This window comes from Flagellimonas sp. MMG031, from assembly GCF_040112705.1.
Taxonomy (GTDB): Bacteria; Bacteroidota; Bacteroidia; order Flavobacteriales; family Flavobacteriaceae; genus Flagellimonas.
This window is the reverse complement of record NZ_CP157804.1, coordinates 2967616-2990107: the sequence shown is the minus strand read 5'-3', so window position 1 is coordinate 2990107 and position 22492 is coordinate 2967616. Positions and strand designations below refer to the sequence as shown.

General features: G+C 43.9%; 21 protein-coding genes. 8 read left to right on the top strand and 13 right to left on the bottom strand.

Annotated features, from left to right (window positions below):
- Positions 1-122: 122 nt before the first annotated feature.
- The 6 genes from ABNE31_RS13575 to ABNE31_RS13550 all read right to left on the bottom strand — a co-directional run bounded on the left by ABNE31_RS13575 (position 123) and on the right by ABNE31_RS13550 (position 6009).
- Positions 123-1169: a pyridoxal phosphate-dependent aminotransferase family protein gene (locus ABNE31_RS13575; protein WP_349351524.1), complete on the bottom strand. Its 1047-nt coding sequence runs from the start codon at positions 1167-1169 to the stop codon at positions 123-125.
- Positions 1169-2179: a dipeptide epimerase gene (locus ABNE31_RS13570; RefSeq protein WP_349351523.1), complete on the bottom strand. Its 1011-nt coding sequence runs from the start codon at positions 2177-2179 to the stop codon at positions 1169-1171. The genes ABNE31_RS13575 and ABNE31_RS13570 overlap by 1 nt, the downstream gene beginning before the upstream one ends.
- A 107-nt stretch (positions 2180-2286) precedes the next feature.
- Positions 2287-3009, bottom strand: a complete 723-nt coding sequence (locus ABNE31_RS13565; protein WP_179384079.1) for a head GIN domain-containing protein — start codon at positions 3007-3009, stop codon at positions 2287-2289.
- 168 nt (positions 3010-3177) lie between these two features.
- Positions 3178-4914: a PspC domain-containing protein gene (locus ABNE31_RS13560; protein ID WP_349351522.1), complete on the bottom strand. Its 1737-nt coding sequence runs from the start codon at positions 4912-4914 to the stop codon at positions 3178-3180.
- 9 nt (positions 4915-4923) lie between these two features.
- Complete coding sequence (locus tag ABNE31_RS13555; protein WP_036385693.1) at positions 4924-5253, bottom strand: PadR family transcriptional regulator; 330 nt, start codon at positions 5251-5253, stop codon at positions 4924-4926.
- A gap of 273 nt (positions 5254-5526) precedes the next feature.
- Positions 5527-6009, bottom strand: a complete 483-nt coding sequence (locus ABNE31_RS13550; RefSeq protein ID WP_349351521.1) for a DUF4870 domain-containing protein — start codon at positions 6007-6009, stop codon at positions 5527-5529.
- A gap of 169 nt (positions 6010-6178) precedes the next feature.
- Here ABNE31_RS13550 and ABNE31_RS13545 point away from each other — a divergent pair, with 169 nt between their 5' ends.
- The gene (locus ABNE31_RS13545) at positions 6179-6634 is read left to right on the top strand and encodes a DUF4442 domain-containing protein (protein WP_349351520.1); all 456 of its coding nucleotides are present in this window, start codon (positions 6179-6181) and stop codon (positions 6632-6634) included.
- A gap of 168 nt (positions 6635-6802) precedes the next feature.
- Positions 6803-7603: a TIGR00266 family protein gene (locus ABNE31_RS13540; RefSeq protein ID WP_179384075.1), complete on the top strand. Its 801-nt coding sequence runs from the start codon at positions 6803-6805 to the stop codon at positions 7601-7603.
- Positions 7604-8612: 1009 nt separating this feature from the next.
- On the opposite strand, the gene ABNE31_RS13535 is transcribed toward ABNE31_RS13540, so the two are convergent.
- The gene (locus ABNE31_RS13535; protein ID WP_349351519.1) at positions 8613-10043 is read right to left on the bottom strand and encodes a BspA family leucine-rich repeat surface protein; all 1431 of its coding nucleotides are present in this window, start codon (positions 10041-10043) and stop codon (positions 8613-8615) included.
- Positions 10044-11024: 981 nt separating this feature from the next.
- Here ABNE31_RS13535 and ABNE31_RS13530 point away from each other — a divergent pair.
- Positions 11025-11117, top strand: a complete 93-nt coding sequence (locus tag ABNE31_RS13530) for a DUF2461 family protein (RefSeq protein ID WP_349351518.1) — start codon at positions 11025-11027, stop codon at positions 11115-11117.
- Entirely contained in the window at positions 11111-11683 is a 573-nt protein-coding gene (locus tag ABNE31_RS13525; protein ID WP_349351517.1) for a DUF2461 domain-containing protein, read from the top strand. The genes ABNE31_RS13530 and ABNE31_RS13525 overlap by 7 nt, the downstream gene beginning before the upstream one ends.
- Here ABNE31_RS13525 and ABNE31_RS13520 read toward each other — a convergent pair.
- Positions 11680-13236: a M81 family metallopeptidase gene (locus tag ABNE31_RS13520; protein WP_349351516.1), complete on the bottom strand. Its 1557-nt coding sequence runs from the start codon at positions 13234-13236 to the stop codon at positions 11680-11682. The genes ABNE31_RS13525 and ABNE31_RS13520 overlap by 4 nt on opposite strands.
- Before the next feature lie 80 nt (positions 13237-13316).
- Between ABNE31_RS13520 and ABNE31_RS13515 the strand changes: the two genes are divergently transcribed.
- The gene (locus ABNE31_RS13515; RefSeq protein WP_349351515.1) at positions 13317-13904 is read left to right on the top strand and encodes an NUDIX domain-containing protein; all 588 of its coding nucleotides are present in this window, start codon (positions 13317-13319) and stop codon (positions 13902-13904) included.
- On the opposite strand, the gene ABNE31_RS13510 is transcribed toward ABNE31_RS13515, so the two are convergent.
- Positions 13898-15181, bottom strand: coding sequence for a D-alanyl-D-alanine carboxypeptidase (locus ABNE31_RS13510; protein ID WP_349351514.1), 1284 nt, complete (start codon positions 15179-15181; stop codon positions 13898-13900). The genes ABNE31_RS13515 and ABNE31_RS13510 overlap by 7 nt on opposite strands.
- Positions 15182-15301: 120 nt before the next feature.
- On the opposite strand from ABNE31_RS13510, the gene ABNE31_RS13505 reads away from it, so the two are divergent.
- Positions 15302-15499 carry a hypothetical protein gene (locus tag ABNE31_RS13505; protein WP_179384070.1) on the top strand — a complete coding sequence of 66 codons (198 nt, stop codon included), beginning with the start codon at positions 15302-15304 and terminating at the stop codon, positions 15497-15499.
- Between the two features lie 34 nt (positions 15500-15533).
- Here the strand turns inward: ABNE31_RS13505 and ABNE31_RS13500 are convergent, their stop codons facing one another.
- Positions 15534-16475 carry a LysR substrate-binding domain-containing protein gene (locus ABNE31_RS13500; protein ID WP_179384069.1) on the bottom strand — a complete coding sequence of 314 codons (942 nt, stop codon included), beginning with the start codon at positions 16473-16475 and terminating at the stop codon, positions 15534-15536.
- Between the two features lie 138 nt (positions 16476-16613).
- Positions 16614-17033: a DUF2141 domain-containing protein gene (locus ABNE31_RS13495; protein ID WP_293282104.1), complete on the bottom strand. Its 420-nt coding sequence runs from the start codon at positions 17031-17033 to the stop codon at positions 16614-16616.
- Between the two features lie 212 nt (positions 17034-17245).
- On the opposite strand from ABNE31_RS13495, the gene ABNE31_RS13490 reads away from it, so the two are divergent.
- The gene (locus ABNE31_RS13490; RefSeq protein ID WP_349351513.1) at positions 17246-19411 is read left to right on the top strand and encodes a TonB-dependent receptor; all 2166 of its coding nucleotides are present in this window, start codon (positions 17246-17248) and stop codon (positions 19409-19411) included.
- Position 19412: 1 nt separating this feature from the next.
- Here ABNE31_RS13490 and ABNE31_RS13485 read toward each other — a convergent pair whose 3' ends face one another.
- Both ABNE31_RS13485 and ABNE31_RS13480 read right to left on the bottom strand, forming a co-directional pair.
- Positions 19413-19835, bottom strand: a complete 423-nt coding sequence (locus ABNE31_RS13485; protein ID WP_179384066.1) for a DoxX family protein — start codon at positions 19833-19835, stop codon at positions 19413-19415.
- 120 nt (positions 19836-19955) lie between these two features.
- Positions 19956-20429, bottom strand: a complete 474-nt coding sequence (locus ABNE31_RS13480; RefSeq protein ID WP_349351512.1) for a GNAT family N-acetyltransferase — start codon at positions 20427-20429, stop codon at positions 19956-19958.
- A 275-nt stretch (positions 20430-20704) separates the two neighbouring features.
- Between ABNE31_RS13480 and ABNE31_RS13475 the strand changes: the two genes are divergently transcribed.
- The gene (locus ABNE31_RS13475; RefSeq protein WP_349351511.1) at positions 20705-22492 is read left to right on the top strand and encodes a PorP/SprF family type IX secretion system membrane protein; all 1788 of its coding nucleotides are present in this window, start codon (positions 20705-20707) and stop codon (positions 22490-22492) included.

Here is a 22492-nt window from a genome sequence, read left to right as displayed (position 1 = left end):
CCCTATATAAATTATGTAAAGTGTATTTTTAAGTGTTTTTTGTTGTTAAAATCATAATGATAATTCAATTTTACTGAAGAATATAACAGGTAGGAAATTTGGTGGAGGCCATAGCGCGTTTTTTAGGGCAACAAAGTGTCCAGCGCAGCACAGAGTTGCTCTATATCTTTTTTGGTATGATAGGCAGATAATACAAGGCGGCTAACCAAAGGTCCGTTTGCATCCGGGTAGTTGAAATTGGTGAACAAAAATCCCTTTTGTTCCAATCGCGAAGCCAAAGTGGCGTTCTGGAATTCAAATGTGGGATGACCCGGTAAATGAACAAAGAAGCTCGGGGATTTCAACAGGGAACGAAAATGATGATAGTTTTCTCTTAAAATACGTAAGCGTTCCGAATAAAGGTCCTTAGCTCCCAAAAGCGTGGCCATAAATGCTGGTGATGCAGGACTGGCACCACCAAAAAAGGGGGTAGATTCCAACACTTCGATGTCCACCAAATTCCCAAAAACAGCTCCTGCCTGTATGCCCATGGCTTTTCCAAGTGAACAGCAGACCAATAGCTTTTGTGCTCCCAATGTTTGTAGCATCCCAAAACAACCGTTTCCATTACTCCCAACAAGACCGATACCATGAGAGTCGTCCCCCACCAAAATCAGTTGTTCCAAAGGTAGTTGGCGTAATCCATCAAAGTTGGGGTACAGTTTACCGGAAAAGTCGATGGTATCAAAAAGGATAACAGGGGCCAAAGCGTTTTTGGATAATTTTTGGGAAACCAAGGTTTCCAATTCATCAAAACTTTGAGTTGTCATTACCCCATTAATTCGAAGCGCAGTGTGCGCATCGGGGGTTGCAATGACCGGATGCCCCTTTTTGATAAAATGATCAACGACCAATTGTGCAGCCAAATAGCCGCTGGACATACTCAAACAGTCTTCACTGCCTACCCAATGGGCCAAATGGTCTTCCGTTTCTTTATAAATGTCCAATGCAATGTTCGCTTTGCGCGAAGCGCCGTAGTGCATGCCAAACTTGGATATATTTGTAAGGTAAAGCTCCTTGAAGGGAGCATAATTTTGAAGGCCCAAATAGGCCGTACCTCCAAAATAGAGGTAGGATTGTCCATCAATTAGGATTTCCCTATCCGGTATGCGCTGAACCGAATGTGCCATTAGAGCAATTCTATGCCGCTACCGGGCAGTTCTGGAAAAACGACTCGTCCACCTTCCAAAATGGTTACACCTGTGGCAATATCGCTTTTTAACAGCATTGCGCCATCCATATCTACATAGTCCAATTGCGGCAATAGTTGGGCGATGGCCGATATACCTACAGTAGACTCTGTCATGCAGCCCACCATCAACTGTAGTCCGAGTTCTTTACCTTTTTTGATCATGCGTCGCCCGGGCGTCAACCCACCACATTTGGTCAGTTTGATATTGATGCCATGAAAATAGGGCCCACATCGCTCTACATCCTCCTCCACAATACAGCTTTCATCGGCAATTACGGGAAGTACCGACTTTTCTTTTACCAGTGCCATACCTTCCCAATCATCAGCCTTGAGGGGTTGTTCCAAAAATTCCACGCCCAATTCTTTCAATAATGGTGCATTTTTAATGGTTTCCTCCGCTGTCCATGCGGTATTGGCATCAATTCGGAAAATACTATCGGTATGTTTGCGCAGTTCGCGCACTATGGCGACATCATCAGAAGTACCTAATTTGATTTTGTACAGGGGCCACGGTTTTTCTTGCAGTTTGGCTACCATTTTTTCGATGGTATCTATACCGATGGTGTAATTGGTCATTGGATATTTGTCAACAGAGGTACCCCAAAGCTCATAAAGCGGTTTTCCCCGAAGCTTGCCGTACAGGTCGTTGGCGGCCAAATCCAAGGCGCAAAGGGTAAATTTGTGGAGATCGAGTGATTCCAAAAACTCGTAAAACCTTTCCGGAGTGTCAAAATCATAGGCTTCAATTTGGCTTCTGACGCCTTCGATTTCGGCCATCATCCCTTCAATGGTAATTTTGTAGTAATCGTTGGAAGTCGCTTCCCCGTATCCTGTTTTGCCATTTAGGGAGAGACCTACGATAAGAGTGTCTTGTTCGTCCCGCGATTCCCTGGAAATAGTGAAGGTATGGGCAAGTTGGAGTATGTATTTTTTAAGGACTATCTGCATAGGTGGTTTGTATTGCGTCTTGCTAAGATAGGACTTCACCCAAACATAATAAAGACAAAAGCCCACCGAAAACTCGGCGGGCCTTTGCATATTTAAAGGGAATTGGATTAATATTTGCTCACGCTTCCAGAGACGGATTTTTTGGTCTGTACACTGGCATCACCAGTATACCGAATGTCTGCTCCACTGCTGGCATCGGCCACTAGGGATTCTGAAACGTTTACCGAAATGTCGGAACCGCTACTGGCATCTGCATTGCACCTTTTTACCATAAGGTCCTGCGCCTTAATATCGGAACCACTGCTGGCATCGGCAAAAAGAGCATCTGCCTGACCTGATATTTTGATATCGGCGCCGCTACTGGCATCGGCAGAAACTTCTCCGGCAACCAGCTCTACGTGCAAATCGGAACCGCTACTGGCATCCAGTTCAATATTCTGGGCCTTAACTACATTTTGTGCGATAAGGTCGGCTCCACTGGAACTCTCCAAAGCCGTGATTTCCGGTAAGGTTACGTAAACGTTTTTGGTGGCCCTGCCAATGTTTTCGATAGCATGGATCCGTAATCTTCCATCTTTGATGTCGGTTCCGATAAGGTCGATAATGTTCTCGTCGGCCTCCACGGTGATGTTGAATTCGGAACCTTGGGTAACAAATACATCTATGCCCTCCGAGGCGGACACCACGTCAAAGTCTTCCTTTACATCGCGGCTTTCTTCCACGATTTCACCGTTTCCGGTTTTTCCATTGCCAAAATTCACATCCATCATGCAGGAGGATGCGAAGAGGGATAGTAGTGCGGCGATTGCTAATCTTGCTAGTGTTGTCATGATTGTTGTTTTTTTATGCTCAGCTTGACTGGGTATCTCTTAGCTTGACTGGGCATCTTGATTGATGTTGAGATTGATTTTAAAATTACTGAAACAAATTCAGTGTAAATGTCTGATTATGTGCTTTATTTTGGTATTTAAATCTACTGAATTGACGAAATAAGCGACTCAATTGTTACTTTTTTCGTTAGCCTTCACTTTTACGCCGTCTTCATTGATCTTCATTTCAAAGGAATCTTGGTCGTCCTTAATGTCGATATCGATACCATCTTCGTTGATAATGATCTTGCCCTTGCCGTTTCTATCCTCATCGTCATCATCTTCGGGGCAATCCAAGCATTGCAACTCTCCGTCGTCATCCATCAACCAGTATTGGCCTGCAATACCACTTCGGTAGTAGCCTTGGTCGTTATCGATTCCCCTGCCGATATAGCGGCTGGTGTTGTCGTCGAAATAAACGGTCTTCCCCTCTGGAACATAAATGGTAACGGTCACCTCTTGATTTCTTGCCTTGTTGGCTGTTTCCGTGGTCAAATACTTGTCCAGTAGGATCTCGTTGCCAGTTAGGCTATACCCGTAGGAGATGTTTTTGGCTCGGTCCCTCGCGGCCAAGGTGGAGTTTCCATCGGCATCTTTTCGAATGTTGATGCTGATGGAGTCACTTTCGGCCCTTCGTATTTTGATATCCACTTCGTCCGATATCAAAATCCGATTGTCGTTGTCGTCATATCCAAAGGTCATTCGGCCAAAATGGATATCTTCCCGGTCGTATTCCCTAAAACCGTCCTTCATGGTGATCATCAAGGTATCGGAGGGTATTTCGAAAGCCAGTTCTGTTCTTTCGTTTACACTTCCGGTGTACGAGAACTCAGCAGCTTGCCGTATGCCGAACACAATCAAGGTGCCCACGGAAATCAGCCAGAGACCCAACAAAGCGAATTTGGCAATATTTCCGATGGATTTCAGGTTGTTCACCAAAATCTTCAAACCTAGATATAGAACGAAGAAGAACGGAATGCCCACGGCGAAAAACAACAGGATGGATACCAACCAAACCGGCGCACCAGAGGTGTTCACGATTTCGTAAAAATCTACACCTGGTACATTTACGGCATCGAACATACCTACTGTAAACAATCCGAAGAACAAGCCTACCAGAGTGGATGCCCCGATAATAATCAACAATATGCCTATGAACTTGCCAAATACCTTGAACAGGAACAGGATAATGTCCCCGATGGTATCGAAAAAGGTCTTGGAGCCGCTTTTGACCTTGTTGCCCACTTTTTCGTAGTCAACGTTTTTTACTTTGTCTGCAACATCATCAAACCCCTCTTTAACTTTGCGTTCTATATTGCTGATGTTGACGGGCTCCCCCCGCATGTCCAATTTTTGGGAGGTAGTGGCGGCCTCGGGAACCAAAATCCATAAAAGGATATAGGCGATGAGCCCAAAACCACTGGTAAATACGGCCAGTAGGATAAAGATTAGCCTTACCCAGAGGGCATCGATGCCCAAATAATGTTCCAAACCGGCACAAACACCACCAATATATTTATGGTCGATGTCGCGGTACAATTTTTTGGCCCGGGTTACGGGTTGTGCGTAGCTCTTTTTGGGTTCGTCCTCAAAAATGTCCTCGTCCACCATGTAATCTTCGGGTTGTCCCATTACATCAATTACCTGATCTACCTCTTTGTTGGTGATCACTTGGCGTTCGTTTTCCATTTTTTCGAGAAAGAGTTCGGCGATCCTGGCCTCGATATCGGCAATGATCTCGTCGCTGCCCTTGGTACCGGAAAAGGAGCGCTTTATGGACTCCAGGTACCGTCTCAGCTTGTTATACGCGTCGTCGTCGATATGGAAAAGCGTATTTGCTAAATTTATATTTACTGTCTTGTTCATTTTTTGATTCTATTTTGTGTTGGTTACCAGATTGACTGCATTTCTAAGTTCATCCCAGGTGCCGTTGAGCTCGTTGAGGAACAACTGCCCTGTTTCGGTGAGCGCGTAATACTTGCGGGGAGGTCCCGATGTGGATTCTTCCCAACGGTAGTTGAGCAGTCCCGCGTTCTTTAGCCTTGTGAGCAAAGGGTATATGGTACCTTCCACTACTAACATCTTTGCGTCTTTCAAGGCTTCCAGAATTTCTGAGGCATACTTGTCGTCATCCTTTAAAATGGACAAGATGCAATACTCCAGAACCCCCTTGCGCATTTGTGCTTTTGTGTTTTCTATGTTCATAATTTCATGGTTCTAAATTTATGCTGAACTGGGTTCGGCATCTGATTAACAGTTTTTTCTTGTTCTCCAAACTTGGTTTGGTTTCGTTTCCACTCCATTCCCCTGAATTGGGCAGGGGAGTGGAAACGGTCCTTTGATTGATGATTGTTTCTTTCGTTTTTTGATTGACCCTTTGCTTCGACTACGCTCAGCATAAACTCGCTCAGGGCTAGTGATTAAACTCCTTTTTCTTTGATCGATGATGAATGCTTTGGAGGTGATGAAGCTCCTATGTTATTTGATAAATTTTATGGTAAATGGATATTTAAAATATTCCCCTTCGTTGGTTCGTATCGTGGCCAAGATGGTAAATACGATGTTCACCACGGCCAAGGCCACTTGTAAAAAACCGGATATGCCTACGGGCCAAATCAGTCTCCCAAACCTAAAATCGTCACTATCGAAATGAATATTTAGGTTGTTAAGGTCGCTCAACCCGTGGAACCCGAAAAAGTTCCAATCGAACAAGTCTGGCCAAAACCCGATAAAAAACGGAATGGTGACCAAACCTGCCACGATGGAGTAAAGCAACATACTAATCTGAAAGTTGAGCGCCTGTTTGCCGTTGTAATCGACAAACGCGTGCTCTTTTTTGTTGGCGGTCCACAAGATCAACGGAAGTATAAAATTCCCAAACGGGATAAAGTACTTCGAGAACATGGACGCGTGGATGATCGCGGATAAATTTCGTTCGTGTTTGGTGATAGTAGTTGCCATTTTTTGATTGCTGTTTTTTGATTGTAAAAGGGTTAACCTATTAGCTTACGATGCAAATATATATCCAAAAGATGGTACTATGCAAAACAAAGTACTATAATTTAACATATAATTAACAGTAATAGATAATTTCTTTTTACCTATTTTTAGGCTGACATAAATCAAGGATATGGCACTGACACCCAGTAAAATCAATATGTTCACATTTATGAAGCTCCCCTCGGCATGGTGGTGCGGAGTGCGTCTAAAATATATTGACGAAAAAAAGGCTACAACTACGGTAAAGCATAAATGGATCAATCAAAATCCGTTTAAATCCATGTTTTGGGCCGTTCAAGGCATGGCTGCCGAGCTGAGTACAGGCGCATTGGTGATGAACGAAATCCAGAAGAGCGGCAAAAAAGTTTCCATGCTCGTAGCGAATAACAAAGCCACCTTTACCAAAAAAGCTACGGGGCGCATCAATTTTACTTGCGAGGATGGCGAAAAGATTGCCGATGCGATAAAAAAAACCGTAGAAACAGGAGAGGGCCAAACATGCTGGATGAAAGCTGTGGGCGTAAACCAAGATGGGGTAGCCGTGTCTACTTTTCATTTTGAGTGGACCGTCAAGGTGAAGGCGTAACAGGGGTAAAGGCTGAATGCTTAAAGGTCAAACTTTCATTAATGGTGAAAGGATTTTTTATTGAATGTAACAAAACCACTAACAAATCAACAAATAAACAGAACAACAAGATACCCAGTCAAACTGAGAGATACTCAGTCAAGCTGAGTATAAAAAAACAATCAAAAAATGAACGCACACGAAATAGACTACCACATTTACGGCGAAGAAATGCAATATGTGGAAATAGAATTGGACCCCCAAGAAGCTGTTGTGGCCGAAGCGGGCAGTTTTATGATGATGGACCAAGACATTAAAATGGATACCATTTTTGGCGATGGATCCAATCAAGATACCGGGGTTTTGGGTAAACTCTTTTCCGCGGGTAAACGCTTGCTTACCGGCGAAAGTCTGTTTATGACGGCTTTCCTCAATATAGGCCAAGGAAAAAAGAAGGTGAGTTTTGCCTCGCCCTATCCTGGAAAAATCGTGCCCATCGACCTATCCGAAAAAGGCGGGAAATTCATTTGCCAAAAAGATGCTTTTCTCTGCGCCGCCAAAGGTGTTTCGGTAGGGATTGAGTTCTCCAAACGTTTGGGACGTGGCTTTTTTGGCGGTGAGGGCTTTATCATGCAGAAACTGGAGGGTGATGGAATGGCGTTTGTACACGCCGGCGGTACCATGGCAAAAAAGACCTTGGCAGCAGGGGAGACCTTACGTGTGGATACGGGCTGTATTGTTGGTTTTTCCCAGACCGTGGACTACGACATTGAATTTGTGGGCGGCATCCGAAATACCGTATTTGGTGGTGAAGGGCTCTTCTTTGCTACACTTAGAGGTCCTGGAACCGTTTATGTTCAATCCCTACCATTTAGCAGGTTGGCCAGCCGTGTTTGGGCCGCTGCACCAAGAGGAGGTGGAAAAGACAAAGGTGAAGGCAGTATCTTGGGTGGATTGGGTGACCTTTTGGATGGTGACAATCGGTTTTAATCTTTAGGAGACAGGAGTTACGATTTTTGGGTAGTAGTCCGAAGTCGGGAGTCAGGATTTATGATGTCATTTCGAGCGCAGTCGAGAAATCTTTACTGGAAACAAGAGTCAAGAATCAAATTCAGGAGAGGAAAGAAGATAGAAAATAGACTTGGTTTGATGGGCAGGTGGAAGTCCGAAGACCGAAGTCCGAAGTCAGGATTCAGTTGGCAGTATGCAGTTGATGGTCTTGTAAGATAGGGGGTCAGTTCGAGTGTTTTTTGGCGGTTTTTTGCAAAAAAAAGAGGCAAAAAATGTATCGAGAACCTTGTTCAGTGGGGAGCCAAGAACCAAGAACCAGGACCCAGGAGAAAAAAGACGATGGAAAATAGACTTGGTTTGATGGGCAGTTGGAAGACCGAAGACCGAAGACCGAAGTCGAAAGACAGGAGTTAAGATGTCATTTCGAAACGAAGTGAGGAATCTATTGGGAGTCCGAAGACCGAAGTTGGGAGTTGTGAGTTTAGAGTTGCGTGTTTCGTATTGCGTATTAGTAGGTAGTTGACACTAATTTCACGAATTAGCACGAATAGGGTTCTTTGTCATTTCGAGCGCAGTCGAGAAATCTTTGATGGACGTCGGAAGTCCGAAGTCTAGCGTTGCGTGTTTCGTGTTGCGAGTTGTGAGTGGGCAGTTTCCAGTTGAGCCATCAAAAAAAAAATAGCCATGCCGATTCGGCTTGCCGAAAATCACCAAAAAATCACTTTTCAACCTTCAACCCTCAACCTTGAACTTGTCCATTGAGTTTGAACTTGAATTTGATCTTGAGTTTTTCAAAGAGATTTCTCAATCGATGCATTGCATCTCATATCGAAATGACTTATTGCCTTCATGCTGAACTGGTTTCAGCATCCCACAAAAATGGATTCCGCATCAGGTATAGAATGCAAAAACCACCGGAAACCCGAAAGTCGCCAGTGGCTCTTTATGTCCTTAATCAGAAATGGACAAAATCGTTATTAGATAGGTTTTAAGGACATTCAATCGATGATCCAACATTAATGATCCATCCATTAAAATTCTCCAAAACAACTTTTGAAAGGTAACCTTCACCACACGCTTCAAGGGATGCCATTCCTAACTTAATATCTTTAGGACCGTCGTTATTGCTAACAAACTCTTCCCATCCAACTAATGTGGCATTTACATTTTCTGTACTTAAGTTGGTGTTATCCAACATATTTTCCATTTGAGTGACACTGGCTATTTCCCACGCACCTAAATTTTGGTCAAAAGCAGCCGCTTTGTCAAACATATAACTCATATCAGTGACATTGCTTACATCCCAACCACTAATATCTTGATTGAAAGCTTTTGCTTCCTCAAACATACTTCCCATATCGGTAACCTTACTTGTGACCCATTTGCTTAAATCTTGATTAAACACCTCTGTTTGTCCAAACATGTAAACCATAGAAGTTACACTATTTGTTGCCCAATTTCCGATATCTTGATTGAAACTAGTAGCTCCAAGAAACATAGAAGACATATCAGTAACATTGTTGGTAACCCAATTGCCAATTGCTCCATTAAAATTTACTGCACCTAAGAACATGGAACTCATATTTGTAGTCTCTGACCAATCTGGTTGATCTGTGGCGCTAAACTCAACTATATTCTGACAGTTTTTAAAAGCATTTTGCATAGACTGCCATTTTTGTGCACCCCACTGTACCACATCAACCAAGGCATCCCTGCTGTCTTGAAGGCCATCTTGAGCATCTTGATACATCTTTAATGCCGGAAAGTTACCCTTGATAGCGACCAAATAAATATCTTCATTAAGATATTCGTGCGTTGGATTTTGGAGAGTAAGGGTTTCTTCATCAGAACCATCGCCCCAATCTATGGTGTAGTCGTATTCAAACTCAGAATTAGTTCCAATAGTCAAAGCTTGCCCAGCAGTAACCTCAAACTTTAGAATAAATGATTCAGGATCCTCAAAAAGGTTCTCTATCACATTAACCACCTTAATGTTAACCGTAAATTCAACAGGTTCGTTGATGCCGTCGCTTACATGGAGTGTGAGACTATAACCAATAGTGGTCTCAAAGTCTAGACTCTTGCCTTCGGCCAAGGTAATCTCACCATTTTCTGCGACTAGGAAAAGTTCGCTGGCATCTTCTACCAAGCTGTAGGTAAGGGGGTTACCCTCAAGATCTTCGGCTTCTACTACACCAATTACGTCGCCTGCGACCGCATCTTCGGCCACCTCAAACTTTTGCGCATTGGCTGTAGGGGGTTGATTGGAATTGCCACTATCCGTATTGTCTGGATTTCCAATAGGATTTTCGTTGTTTAGTGGTGAAGGTGTCGGCTCGTCATCTTTGCTACATGATGTCGTATATATCAACGCAAATGTTGCGAGCATTAAGACTGAAATTTTTGAAATTCTTTTCATTGTAAAACTGTTTAAAAATTTATTAGGCGGCCAAATTACATTGTATAAGCTCACGCCAAGGCTACGATCTGACGGATGCAGGCTACGATCTGACGAATGCCCTGTTTGATCTGACGGATTTTTTTGAGCATATGGATTTTAGGGGTGGGAAATGGGATTTTAGACAGTCGAGAGTTATGAGTTCGGAGTTAAGATGTCATTTCGAGCTGTAACCCTGAGCGAAGGTCATTGAGCGCCCGCCTGCCGGACGGGCAGGAAGTCGAAATGAGCCGAGGGGGCAGTCGAGAATTCTTTACTGGAAACAAGAGTCAAGACTCAGGAAAGAAAAGACCATAGAAAATAGACTTGGTTTGATGGGCTACCGGAAGTCCGAAGTCGGGAGTCCGGAGTCGGAAGTTGCGAGTTAGTGGCCAGTTGAAATTGAAGGTTTTGTAAAAAGTTTGTCAGTTCGAGTGTTTTTTGGCGGTTTTTGAAAAAAAGAGGCAAAAAATGTATTGAGAACCTTGTTCAGTGGGGTGTTAAGAACCAAGAGCCAAGAATCAGTAGGGAAAAGATGATGGAAAATAGACTTGATGTGTTGGGCAGTTGGAAGTCCGAAGACCGAAATTGGGAGTTGCGTGTTTCGCATTGCGGGTTAGTAGGTAGTTGACACTAATTTCACGAATTAGCACGAATAGGGTTCTTTGTCATTTGAATTAACCCTTAGAAGTTCAACCTCAAACTTTGAACTTGAAACTTAAATTTGAGTTTGAGTTTTTCCACTGGATTTCCCCATCGTCACTTTGTTCCTCATGTCGAAATGATGATAGAAACTGAACCATTATTGGTAGGCAGTTTGCAGTGGGCAGTGAACACCAAACGTCCAAAACCCCAAACCCTAAACTCTAAACTCTAAACCTTAAAACTACGTAACCATACAAAATCCAATCATCCGTCAATCCAACATCCATTATCACAAATCCCAAAAAATTCACTTCTTTTGTGCATATGGATTTCAACGACCTGTTCCATTTTCTGGAAGAATTGCAACAAAACAATAACAAGGAATGGATGGATGCCAACCGTAAATGGTAAAATCCCTCCGCAACGATTTCATCACTTGGTTGGATGATTTGGATATGACCATGGGCCAGCTCCATGATGATTATTACCCAACTCCTGGAAAAAAAGGCATCAACAGAATCAACAATAATTTGATGTTCCACCCAAACAAACCCATTTATAAAGATCATTTTGGTGCTGGTTTAGACAAAGCACCCAATTCCGCCGATTTTTATATCGAAATTGGTCTAAAACAATGCTTGCTGGCCGGAGGTCGTTGGCGCCCCGATTCCAAAACACTTCGAAGTATCCGTGATGCCATCGATTACAATGGCGAGGAATTGCAAAAGATTTTGGACAAACCATCGTTCAAAAAAATGTTCGGTGGACTGTACGAAGATGAAAAATTAGTATCGTCGCCCAAGGGATTTTCCAACGATCACCCCCATATTGAATTGTTGCGCAACAAAACCTTCGCCGTGGAGTACAAACTAACCAAGGCTCAGGTGCTGAGCCCTGATTTTAAGGAAAGAATCATAGCTGTTTACAAAGAAATGCTTCCGTTCCGTCAATATTTGAACCAAGCGGTTACCGTTTAATCCAGCTCGTCGGAAGCTTCTATCAAACGAGCCGATAAGTCTGGCCGTTCCATATCCTCATCATAAGGAAACATGGGCCTAATGATTCTTTTGTGACCCAACCGTTGAAGGTCTTGGTCCACGCCACCCGGGGTTAGGGCCATAACCCAATCTCCCCTCATATCATAAAGTTCGGGCACCAAATACCCGATTTTGACCACGACGATGTCGGTTTCACTTGGATTCAGTCCCAAGTTGGTAAAGTCAGACTTTCTATGATAGGGTTTCCTTTTTTTGGTGACGATAATATGGGCATTGTCCACTTTTACCACCACCTCGGTTTCAGCATGCACATCTCCCTGGCGAATAGCCGTTACTTCACCAGTTAATAACAGCGGTGGGGCATATCGGTCATCGATTTCAGCACCGACCGGTGCACTTGCTTTTCCACCGACACCCACTTTAAGGGCCTCTTCCACAAGCTTTGGCCCAGGAATGGAGGCGTAGATCAATGACTTACCTTCGGAGGTGTGGAATTCCTCCCGTTTTAAGAGTTCCGTCAAGGTCCAAGTGACATCACCAGCACCGCCTGCGGTGGGGTTGTCACCCATATCGCTTAGGATAAACGGTTTTTTGCTGCTAGCCAAGGCCTGCTCCAACGCCTCTTCGTAGGGCTTTGTAGGAGCAACGAATTCGAACTCCTCGCGGACATCCCAAAAACTATTGGCCAGTTTTTCCGCTCCTTGGGTTACTTGCTCCTTGTCGTCTCCAGTTACCATCACTACAGCATGGTTTCGCGGTTCATCCGCCCATGCGTAGCCAATCCAAATGGCAGCATCTATAACTCCTTCTTTTTGTTCCACTTCCGGCACTTGGGCATACAGGCTTTTTCCGGGTTCCACTCGGGTACTTGTTTTTTCGCCAGGCAATAAAATAGGAACTGGTACCCACGCCTTGTATTTGGGTTTGCCTTTTCCATTTTCCAGTCGGGACACCAAATTTTCCACAGCACGTTTCTTGGATTCGATGGCGTCCTCGTGTGGGGCCATCCGATAACATGTAATTAAATCGGTATGCTGTGCCAAGCGTTTGGACACATTTCCATGCAAATCCATGGAGGTGGAAATCAATACATCCGTCCCGACCACTTCACGAATTCGTTGGATGAGGTCGCCCTCCGGGTCGTCCAGTCCAACAACGCTCATGGCACCGTGAATATCAAAGAAAAGCCCATCGTATGGCATGTTTTTTTCCAATAGGGTCAGGGTTTGACCTACCAAGGATTCATAAGCTTCTCGGGTCACCGTACCTCCGGGCAGTGATTTTCCCACTAAAGTGGGAACCCATTCGGCCTGTTGCCTCAAGGTGGAATCGGCATCCATAAAAGGGTAGCGACCAAAAATGGAGTCCCCTATTTTGGCATGGAAGGCTTCCTCGTGGGTGAGCGCGGGTGAAAAGGTGCTGGACTCAATGCCCAGTCCGGCTATGGCTATTCGGGGCAATTGTGGTTCCGTTTTCTTCTCACAGCCCATCAGTAAGCCAAAAAACAACAATAAAAGTAAAGGGTTACGCATTTTATGAGGTTTGGTTGGTTTTTGATTCATTCAAGCATAAATATCGGTATAACCTTTATATTTAGAAAAACTTATTCATTTTGGCTAGCGACAGAATTAGAAACATAGAGCGGGAACTGCTTTCGGACAACTGGTACTCCCTTGAAAAAATCACTTTTGAATATTTGCGCGACGATGGCGTGTGGGAAAAGCAAATCCGAGAGGCATACGATCGTGGCAACGGAGCGGTCATTTTACTGTACAACGTGGAAAAAGGAACGGTGGTGCTCACCAAGCAGTTTCGGATGCCTACCTATGTGAACGGCAATGCCGATGGAATGATGATTGAAGCGTGCGCTGGTATATTGGAAAAGGGCAATGCCGAAGAAACCATTAAAATGGAAGTAGAGGAGGAGACAGGCTATAAGATCGAGAAAGTCAAAAAGGTCTTTGAGTCCTACATGTCGCCCGGATCGGTTACAGAAATCCTATATTTTTTTATTGGTGCCTATAAAGATGAAATGAAAATCAGCGAAGGTGGCGGAGCAGATGATGAAACGGAAAATATTGAAGTCTTGGAGCTCGATTTCAAAAAAGCACTTGCTATGATGAAATCTGGGGAAATAAAGGATGCGAAAACCATTATGTTGTTGCAATACGCCCAAATTGAGGGCATTTTCAATCAGTAATTAAAGTAGAGATGCTTTAGGGTGGTATACATTTGTTCCCTGATGACTTGTGAAGGCACCCTAAAATGATTGTTCATAAAGCTGAAGATGAGCAATTTACCGGATTTTGTTTTGATGTACCCGCTCAAATTATAATTGTTTCCCACGGAACCGGATTTTGCAAAAAGAAATGGTTCCGTGGTAGGGTCTTCCCATTTTTCCACCGTATGATCGGGTCCCCACATGGGGAAAATAGCGAATAGGCGCTCCTCTGGAAGTTGATCGTGCAATTTTTGAAGGATGTGGACAAACGACCGTGGGGTAAACAGGTTGTAACGCGAAAGCCCTGAACCATCCACCCAACGTGGCTGCTGCGCCAAATCTTTCAAATCGTTATCCAACATGTAGTCAATCGCTTTTTGGGTGCTCAGTGTGTCGGAAACCATAGCGGAAGCAGCCAACAGCAATTGTTCGGCCAAAAAATTATCACTTGCAAACAACATTCGCTTGTAAATGGAGTCGGTCTCCACTCCATAAATAACCTGTTTCTTCCCTTCGGGAAAATGATCGGACAGGGTGATTTTCCTTCCCAAAGCTGATTCCAGTAGTTCCTTGGTTAAGGTATCACTGGTCATGAAGGGGATTTCCAATGTATCCTGTTCGATTGGGGATATGTAAAATCGATTATGAAACTCTTCGCGATGTATCGTCGTGTCCTTCAGGATGATATGACTTTTGAAATTTGCTGGGGAAACCTCCAACCCCTCGTTGTTGAAAACCGTGACCACGTTCCCATAAAGCGGCAAAGTCGACTTTTCCGGGGAAAAATAGGTGTCGTAATCCTCCCAGGCCCAACCTGGACCATATCGATCCTCTTGATGGTTTTTCGTAAACAGGGCCAGATTTCCTTGTTTTTGGAGCCAACGGATGGCTGTGCTGTCCTTAAAAAAGGGGTGCAGCCAAGTGGGGTCGCCCGACCCCTCGAAAAAAACGGTGTCGTTCGCTACAACATATCGAAAGGAAGGGATGTTTTTGGGCAATAATTGCAGCCCTGTATAAAAGGTCACAATCTTGGTATTGCTGGCAGGAGTGAAGTAGATATCACCGTTCACCGCATAAATTTCCTCACCGGTGTTGGCATCGACGACCACAAGTCCGTGCAGGGAATGCTGAAAGGAGGCGTGGTCCATTCGTTGGTTCAAAGTTCTTTTTAGGGAAGAACAGCCCGTAATCAAGAAAACTAAGGTCAACGCTTTGAAAATCAAAAAAATGAGTGGTTTTTGGTTGGGTTTACGCATGGGAGGCCTTCATCGATTTTAACAACAAGATATTTATTTTTTAACTGGAAGTTAAGTTTTTTAAACCGCTTTTTTGCTAATTTAGAACACAACCTATTGACCCAATTTAATCAAATTATTATGCCTAGAGCTATGTTGGAATACACCAAAACTGTCCTGCAAAAGGTGAGTTTTGATGCTAAACTTTTTGCTAGGGAACTTCAAAAGGCAATTACGAGACTATTGCCCAATGAAGTGGAAGAGCTAAAAATCTGGTTGCAATTTTATATTGTGGACAAACCAGAATTGCGATCAACGTTATTACTATTAAAAACTTAAACACGAACCGAAGGGCCGCTGAAAAGCGGCTCTTTTAATTTTTGGCCAAAGGGCTGATAATCTTCACATCCTGAAAGGCAATGGCGCCCCGAACAATGCTCGAAATGACTTCCCGGAGTGCATCCGTAATCTGTATTTTAAGCTCGCTCTTGTGGTAGATCATACTTATTTCCCTAGCGGGTACCGGATTTTTGAAGGTTTTTAGATTCACCCTTTTTTCCTTGTCCAAATGCAGTGTGTTCAGATAGGGAAGCAGGGTCATGCCCATGCCCTCATCGGCCAAACTTACCAAAGTTTCAAAACTGCCGCTTTCTATCTTAAAATGTTCGCCACGTAGGTTCTGGGATGCTTTACAAAGGTTAATCACCCCTTCCCGAAAACAATGGCCATCTTGGAGTAAAAGCACATCGCTTACGTCCAAGTGCTCGGTGGTCAACAATTCTTCGGAAGCCAAACGGTGGTTTTTGGGCACATAGCCCACAAAAGGCTCATAATAAAGGGGACGTTCCTTAATAAATTCAATTTCCAGCGGGGTAGCTGCAATCCCGGCATCCAAATGGCCGTCCAAGATGTTTTTGATCATGGTTTGGGTGGACTGCTCCTTGATAATAAGGTTGACCTTGGGATATTTTTTGATGAAAGCGTTCAAAAACATGGGGAGCAGGGTGGGCATTACCGTTGGAATGATGCCCAAGGTGTAGTCCCCACCAATGTAGCCTTTGTCTTGATCTACGATGTCTTTGATGCGTTCTGCTTCTGCAACAATATTTTTGGCCTGCGCCACGATTTTTTTTCCGACTTCCGTAATGGTGATGGGCTTTTTGCTTCGGTCAAAAATGAGAACATCGAGTTCGTCCTCCAACTTTTGAACCTGCATGCTCAAGGTAGGCTGCGTCACAAAACTTTTCTCTGCGGCCAAGGTGAAATTCTTGTGCTCCGCTACGGCCAAGACATATTGTAGCTGGGTAATGGTCATCCAATAATAAGTTTAGGACATAAAAGTATGAAAAACCATCAGTCTAATCTATAGGAAATCTGGAATCGTGAATTACAGTGGTCCTAAAACAAAAGCCTGCACTATGGCAGGCCTTCGATTAATGTTTGGTTACTTTTATTAGAACCGGATATTGAGCTCCAAATTCTCATTGGCGACCTGAAATTGGGCGCTGTTGAAGTTCGGCGGACCCATCGTCATGTCGTTCCCGGACATTCCGTAGCTTTCTTTGGGCATTCCGTTTGGCTCATAATCCATGCGCTTGTTTCCGTTGGCATCGTGCAGGGCCATTATGGCATATGTACCAGGTGCAACATTGGTAAAGGTCATGGTCACTTTTCCATCTTCAATGTTGCTTTGGAGGTTTTGTATTCCTGGACCTTTCATAAAAGTTTCGGCGGTGTGCAGTCCCAAAAGCACTTGACCTTCATTGCTCTGTACATTGTCGATGGTTACGGTAATATCCACACCATTGTTGTCTTGCGCAATGGCGATCATACTTACCAAGAAAAAACTTAAAGCTAGTGTTACAGTTTTCATACGATTTGTTTTTGATGATTTGTATGCCCCAAAATTGCTACATGTACTTGCCACATCAAATTCAAGTTGACTGAAATGTGGAATTTTTGGAGTGAACTGCAACGGAAAAATGGCATATCAATTCAGTTGTAAAAAACGACAACTGGGTATTTGGTTTTGGTTTGGCTGAAAACACCGAGGCATTTTTGTCCCATCAAACAAAACGAACAGTCATGAAAAATACCATTTATATCATCCTTATCCTATTTAGTTCTGGAACGTTGCTCGCGCAGCATACCATTTCAGGAAGGGTAACGGATAGCAAGAACAATCCAATCGAGGGGGCCAACATTTATTTGGAGGGCACCTATGATGGTGCCTCCTCCGACGCCCAAGGGAAATTCACCTTTGAAACCGCCGAAGAAGGAATGCAAACCTTGGTGGTTTCCATGTTATCCTATGAAACGCATTACGAGGCTGGAGATATCTCCTTTTTCACCGATATGGAAGTGAAGTTGTTGGAATCCTTTAATTCGTTGGATGGAGTCACCTTGACCGCTGGCACCTTTGAAGCTGGGGACAACTCCAAGGCGTCAGTATTGAAACCTTTGGACATTGTGACCACGGCCGGTGCCGCTGGGGATTTTGTGGCCGCATTGCAAACTTTGCCCGGAACCACAACGGTGAACGAGGACGGCCGCTTGTTTGTTCGAGGTGGTACCGCCGATGAAACCCAAGTCTTTATCGATGGGCTCCGTGTTTTTCAACCCTTTAATGCCACTGCCAATAACACCCCGACCCGGGGTAGGTTTTCACCTTTTTTGTTCAAGGGTATCTCTTTTAGTACAGGGGGCTATTCCGCTGAGTACGGTCAGGCCCTCTCCAGTGTACTATTATTGAACACCACGGATGTTCCGGTTCAGGAGCAGACGGATATTTCCATTATGAGCGTAGGAGGTGGTATCGGACATACCAAAATATGGAATGAAGAACAATCGCTGAGCCTTAACATTAATTATATAAACCTTTCTCCTTATGAAGAATTGATTCCCTCCACCCAAGGTGTGCACTGGATAAGTCCGTATGAATCCATTTCCGGTGAGACTGTCTTTCGGAGCAAGGGCGAAAAAAGTATGTTCAAGCTTTACACTGGGTTTAACCATGCCAACTTGGATATAGAGCAAGAGGACATCAATTTTGATGACTTTGTGCGGTTCAGGCTAAAGAACAACAATTTGTATTTCAATGGGTCGTACAAGTACTATTTTGAGAATGATTGGAGCCTTATCTCCGGAGCTTCCATTGCTTGGGACACCAACGATATCGGCATTATGGAAGACCAGGTCGATACCAAGGAAACCTCCTCTCATCTGAAGTTGAAAGCTAGAAAAAACTTTAGCAATCGGTTCGATTTGAGTTTTGGGGCGGAGTATTTCCATACCGATTACGACGAAACCTTTGAGGATGCATCCAACAATCGGTTCGAGAATGGTTTTGTGGACGGTCTTTGGGCTGCTTTTGCGGAATCCGACATCTTTTTGTCCCATCAATTTGCGATGAAGTTGGGTGTTCGGGCCGAGCAGACGAGCCTATTGGATGAGTTTCAGTTATCCCCGAGGGCATCATTGGCCTACAAACCATGGGAAAATGGGCAGTTTTCCTTGGCTTACGGTGATTTCTATCAGCGACCGCTCACCGAGGTGGTGAAGTTTGATGCGGAAGTGGGCATGGAGAGGGCGACCCATTATATCTTGAACTATCAATATATCAACAATGGTAAAACTTTTAGGGCCGAAGCTTATTATAAGGATTATGATGGGTTGGTTCAATTCAACACTGAAATGCCACAGTTCAATTCCGTCTATACCAATGCAGGGGGTGGCTATGCGCAAGGAATCGATGTGTTTTGGAGAGATAGCAAGAGCATCAAAAACTTGGATTATTGGGCATCGTATTCCTATTTGGATACGGAAAGACAGTATAGGAACTTTCCGGAACAGGCCACTCCCAATTTTGCTCCCAAACACAACTTCTCGTTGGTCACCAAATATTGGGTAAACGATTTGAGGTCACAAATTGGTTTTTCATACGCCTATGCTACCGGTAGGCCTTATGAAAACCCCAATACCGCTGATTTTATGGGGGAACGTACAAGGCCGTTAAACAATTTGAGCTTCAACTGGGCCTATTTGATCGACCAACAAAAAATACTCTACTTTTCGGTGAACAATGTATTGGGCACCAATAATATCAGTAACTATCAGTACGCGAATACACCTAATTCTGATGGGTTTTTTGATAGGAGGGCCATTACTCCGCCAGCGGATAGTTTTTTCTTCGTTGGTTTTTTCTGGACCATCAGTACCGATGGAAAAAGCAATCAACTGGATAATTTATAGGTCACTGCTGCATTTTCAAGTAATAGTCCACCGAATGTTTTCCCGAACCGTACACCGCAAAAAAGAGCGTGGTCAGCAGTACAATAATGGCCAGCATAAGGTTATTGGTGTCCATCTGGCCCAAAAAATTGGTAAGGATGGCCCCTAATAGGATGGGCAATTGTGCAATGGCCGCCCAACGCGTAAGCAATCCCACAACAATCAGCAATCCCCCCACAAAGTGGGCCGGAATTAAATAATGTAGAAAAATCATACCGCCCGGCCACTCCTGAAAAGGACTTGCGAGCCGTTCCATCTCTTGGTAATTGTTCATGAATTCGATGCCTTTTACGAAAAAGACAACGCCCAGCAAGACCCGAACAAGGTCGAGTAGGAGATAGGTATGGGCATTTGCCCATTTATTGAGCTTTTTAATGAGACCCATGGCGAAAAGTTTAAAGTGTCTTTATAAGGTACTCATTTTTAGTGATATATGACAGGAAAAACGATTAAACCTTTCGTTGGGCGGGGATTTGTACAACTTCCCCTGCTAAATGGGTAGGGTTCAGTTGATGTTAAGCTCCATTTGAATATCACTCCTGCTGTAAGGCGATGCAATTTGGGTCATTTCGCGAAAGCCCAGCTTTTTGTAAAGGGATAGGGCAGGGCCCAGTTTTCGGTTGCTTTCCAAAAACAGTTTTTTAGCTCCCAATTCCTTTGCTTTGGCGATGATATGTTCCCCTAACAGCTTTCCAATGCCCTTTCCCTGTGCTTTTGGGGATACTCCCATTTTGGAGAGCTCAAAATCGTAACCTTCATGGGGACAGGGAATCAGGGCACAGACGCCAACGGCCATACCCTTCCATAGTGCTACGGCGATATAACCTCCCTTGTCCAAAATATATTCTTTGGGATGGTTCAGTGCTTGCTTGTCCATCTCTTCCAACTCAAAATATTTTACAATCCATTCCTCGTTGAGTCGTCTAAATGCGTCTTGATAGGCATCCGAATAGGGGATTATGCTGACAATTGTGTTCATTTTGGGAGATTTCCAGAGGTTTTGTGCTCAAAAATAGATCTAATTAAAATCGCATTGATCCATTGAAACCCTATTTCTATGGACCCAAACACCTTATCCGTCAATTGGGTATGCCGTTCAACGAAAAAATTACCGGTTGGTCGAGAAAATATTTAGTTTTACATTATAATTTAGTGGTAAATTTCTTACAAGGTCCCAAATCTTGCAAATGAAGAACTTAAAAATAGATGCGCCTGTTCCCATCAGGCACCTTAACCTACAAATTCCAATCGGCTATGGAGATAAAACTACCCCAGTTTCCCCAAACTGCATTCCCGTCCCAAGTTGAGCGCTACCTTTATGCGTTCTTGATTGTTCTTTTTCTTGGCCTTCCCATTCAGGCACAGGAAGAAAACAACCCTTATGTAAGTTACGATGTCCCGTTTCAAAATCTATTGAAGTTTAATAGGTTTTTGATCAATCCTACGTTTTCATCGATTCGGGAGGATAAATCGTACATCAATTTTTTTCATCGAAGCCAGGGTGCTGATTTCGATAACAACCGCCAGAATTACTTTTTGAGTTATAGCGGTAGATTGAGCGATAGGGTTGGCCTAGGCTTTAGCCTTTACAACCAAAGAGAGGGTGTCATTTCCAATCTAGGTTTGATGGCCAACTATTCCCACGGTATCCGATTGGGAGAAGAGAGCAGCCTAACGTTTGGGGTGAACATCCCTTATTATGTCAGTAGCTTTGACCCCAGCAGGGCCGTTGCCTTGGAGGACGACCCCGTACTCAATGAGGCAAGCAAAAGTTCCATTCTGTCCTTTCAGCCCGGACTAAATTTGAGCATAGGAAGTTTTGATTTTGGCGTCTTTGCCCAAAATCTGGTGGATTTCAATTTAAGGTCAGGTGAATCTTTGACCAACTTCAACCAGAAAACCTTTTCGGGTCATATTCAATACGTAAAGGAACTGGAAAATGGCAACGGGATTTTTGAAGATGCCCGTTTAATGCCTTTGGCACGTGTTCGGTTTGAGGGCGGTGAGGACGCGATTTTTGGAGGGGGTGTCATTTTTGACCTTCCCAAATTGGGTTGGATTCAGGGCGGATACGATCAATTTTATGGCGCTTCTGCCGGAACAGGCTTCAATTTGAACCAAAGGTTGTCCTTTGGCTATAATTTTGAGAAGAGCCTAAACAACAGTATTGCCAATCTGGGCGTCACCCATGAAATTTCGATTGCCTATTCCTTTGTGCCCAATTTGTCCAAGAACACCTTTATGGTTTCCAACGAAGATGAGGAGAAAAAGTTGGAAAATACTACCGTGGCCGATGCTGGTGAAGAAACGAAGAAAACCGAAACGAACAGTAAGCTGGATGCAAAGACTACCTTGAGACCTACAAATCAAGAAGATAGAGCCTACTGGGAGGAGCGTATAGCCCAATTGCAGCAAGAGCAAGAGGATAGCTATGCCGTAATCGACGACTTACTCTACAAAATGGATTCTATGAAGCAGAGTAGGGAACAGGATATGGAAAAACGCTTTGAAATGGTGATGCGATTGGTAAAACGCCACAACGGCGATGACATTCCCGATATCAAAGCCAAGGCACAAAAGTTATATACGGTGGATAGCCAGCAATTGGACTCGGTGTACAATTCCATTGAAAACTCCATGAACACTGCTTTGGCCCAGAACACCAAAAAGGCTGGTACTGCCACTACACCGAAAGAAGAAGGGACTTTCCATGGAGGTGCCTTTAAACCAATTGAAAAATACATCAGTTTGGAAGGTGTGGGACAAGGACACTACATTGTGGCCAATGTCTTCAAGAACGAGACCTACCTTAAAAACTTTATGGAAGAATTAAAGCGCCAAGGGTTGGAGGCGCAATATTTCAAGAACCCCGAAAACGGGCTCAACTACGTGTATTTGGCCAAATTTGAAGAGAATGAACTGGCTTATCAGGCCTATCAATCAAAAATGAAAGGAAAATACCAAGATGAAATATGGATCATGCACGTCGAAAATTCAAGATATGCCAATTGGGCAGACGCCATTTTCCAAGATATTGAATGA

Bases quoted from the DNA above. Each gene is read 5' to 3' on its own strand.
- ABNE31_RS13575 (WP_349351524.1), bottom strand. From the start codon at position 1,169: ATGGCACATTCGGTTCAGCGCATACCGGATAGGGAAATCCTAATTGAT.
- ABNE31_RS13570 (WP_349351523.1), bottom strand. From the start codon at position 2,179: ATGCAGATAGTCCTTAAAAAATACATACTCCAACTTGCCCATACCTTC.
- ABNE31_RS13565 (WP_179384079.1), bottom strand. From the start codon at position 3,009: ATGACAACACTAGCAAGATTAGCAATCGCCGCACTACTATCCCTCTTC.
- ABNE31_RS13560 (WP_349351522.1), bottom strand. From the start codon at position 4,914: ATGAACAAGACAGTAAATATAAATTTAGCAAATACGCTTTTCCATATC.
- ABNE31_RS13555 (WP_036385693.1), bottom strand. From the start codon at position 5,253: ATGAACATAGAAAACACAAAAGCACAAATGCGCAAGGGGGTTCTGGAG.
- ABNE31_RS13550 (WP_349351521.1), bottom strand. From the start codon at position 6,009: ATGGCAACTACTATCACCAAACACGAACGAAATTTATCCGCGATCATC.
- ABNE31_RS13545 (WP_349351520.1), top strand. From the start codon at position 6,179: ATGGCACTGACACCCAGTAAAATCAATATGTTCACATTTATGAAGCTC.
- ABNE31_RS13540 (WP_179384075.1), top strand. From the start codon at position 6,803: ATGAACGCACACGAAATAGACTACCACATTTACGGCGAAGAAATGCAA.
- ABNE31_RS13535 (WP_349351519.1), bottom strand. From the start codon at position 10,043: ATGAAAAGAATTTCAAAAATTTCAGTCTTAATGCTCGCAACATTTGCG.
- ABNE31_RS13525 (WP_349351517.1), top strand. From the start codon at position 11,111: ATGGTAAAATCCCTCCGCAACGATTTCATCACTTGGTTGGATGATTTG.
- ABNE31_RS13520 (WP_349351516.1), bottom strand. From the start codon at position 13,236: ATGCGTAACCCTTTACTTTTATTGTTGTTTTTTGGCTTACTGATGGGC.
- ABNE31_RS13510 (WP_349351514.1), bottom strand. From the start codon at position 15,181: ATGCGTAAACCCAACCAAAAACCACTCATTTTTTTGATTTTCAAAGCG.
- ABNE31_RS13505 (WP_179384070.1), top strand. From the start codon at position 15,302: ATGCCTAGAGCTATGTTGGAATACACCAAAACTGTCCTGCAAAAGGTG.
- ABNE31_RS13500 (WP_179384069.1), bottom strand. From the start codon at position 16,475: ATGACCATTACCCAGCTACAATATGTCTTGGCCGTAGCGGAGCACAAG.
- ABNE31_RS13495 (WP_293282104.1), bottom strand. From the start codon at position 17,033: ATGAAAACTGTAACACTAGCTTTAAGTTTTTTCTTGGTAAGTATGATC.
- ABNE31_RS13490 (WP_349351513.1), top strand. From the start codon at position 17,246: ATGAAAAATACCATTTATATCATCCTTATCCTATTTAGTTCTGGAACG.
- ABNE31_RS13485 (WP_179384066.1), bottom strand. From the start codon at position 19,835: ATGGGTCTCATTAAAAAGCTCAATAAATGGGCAAATGCCCATACCTAT.
- ABNE31_RS13480 (WP_349351512.1), bottom strand. From the start codon at position 20,429: ATGAACACAATTGTCAGCATAATCCCCTATTCGGATGCCTATCAAGAC.
- ABNE31_RS13475 (WP_349351511.1), top strand. From the start codon at position 20,705: ATGGAGATAAAACTACCCCAGTTTCCCCAAACTGCATTCCCGTCCCAA.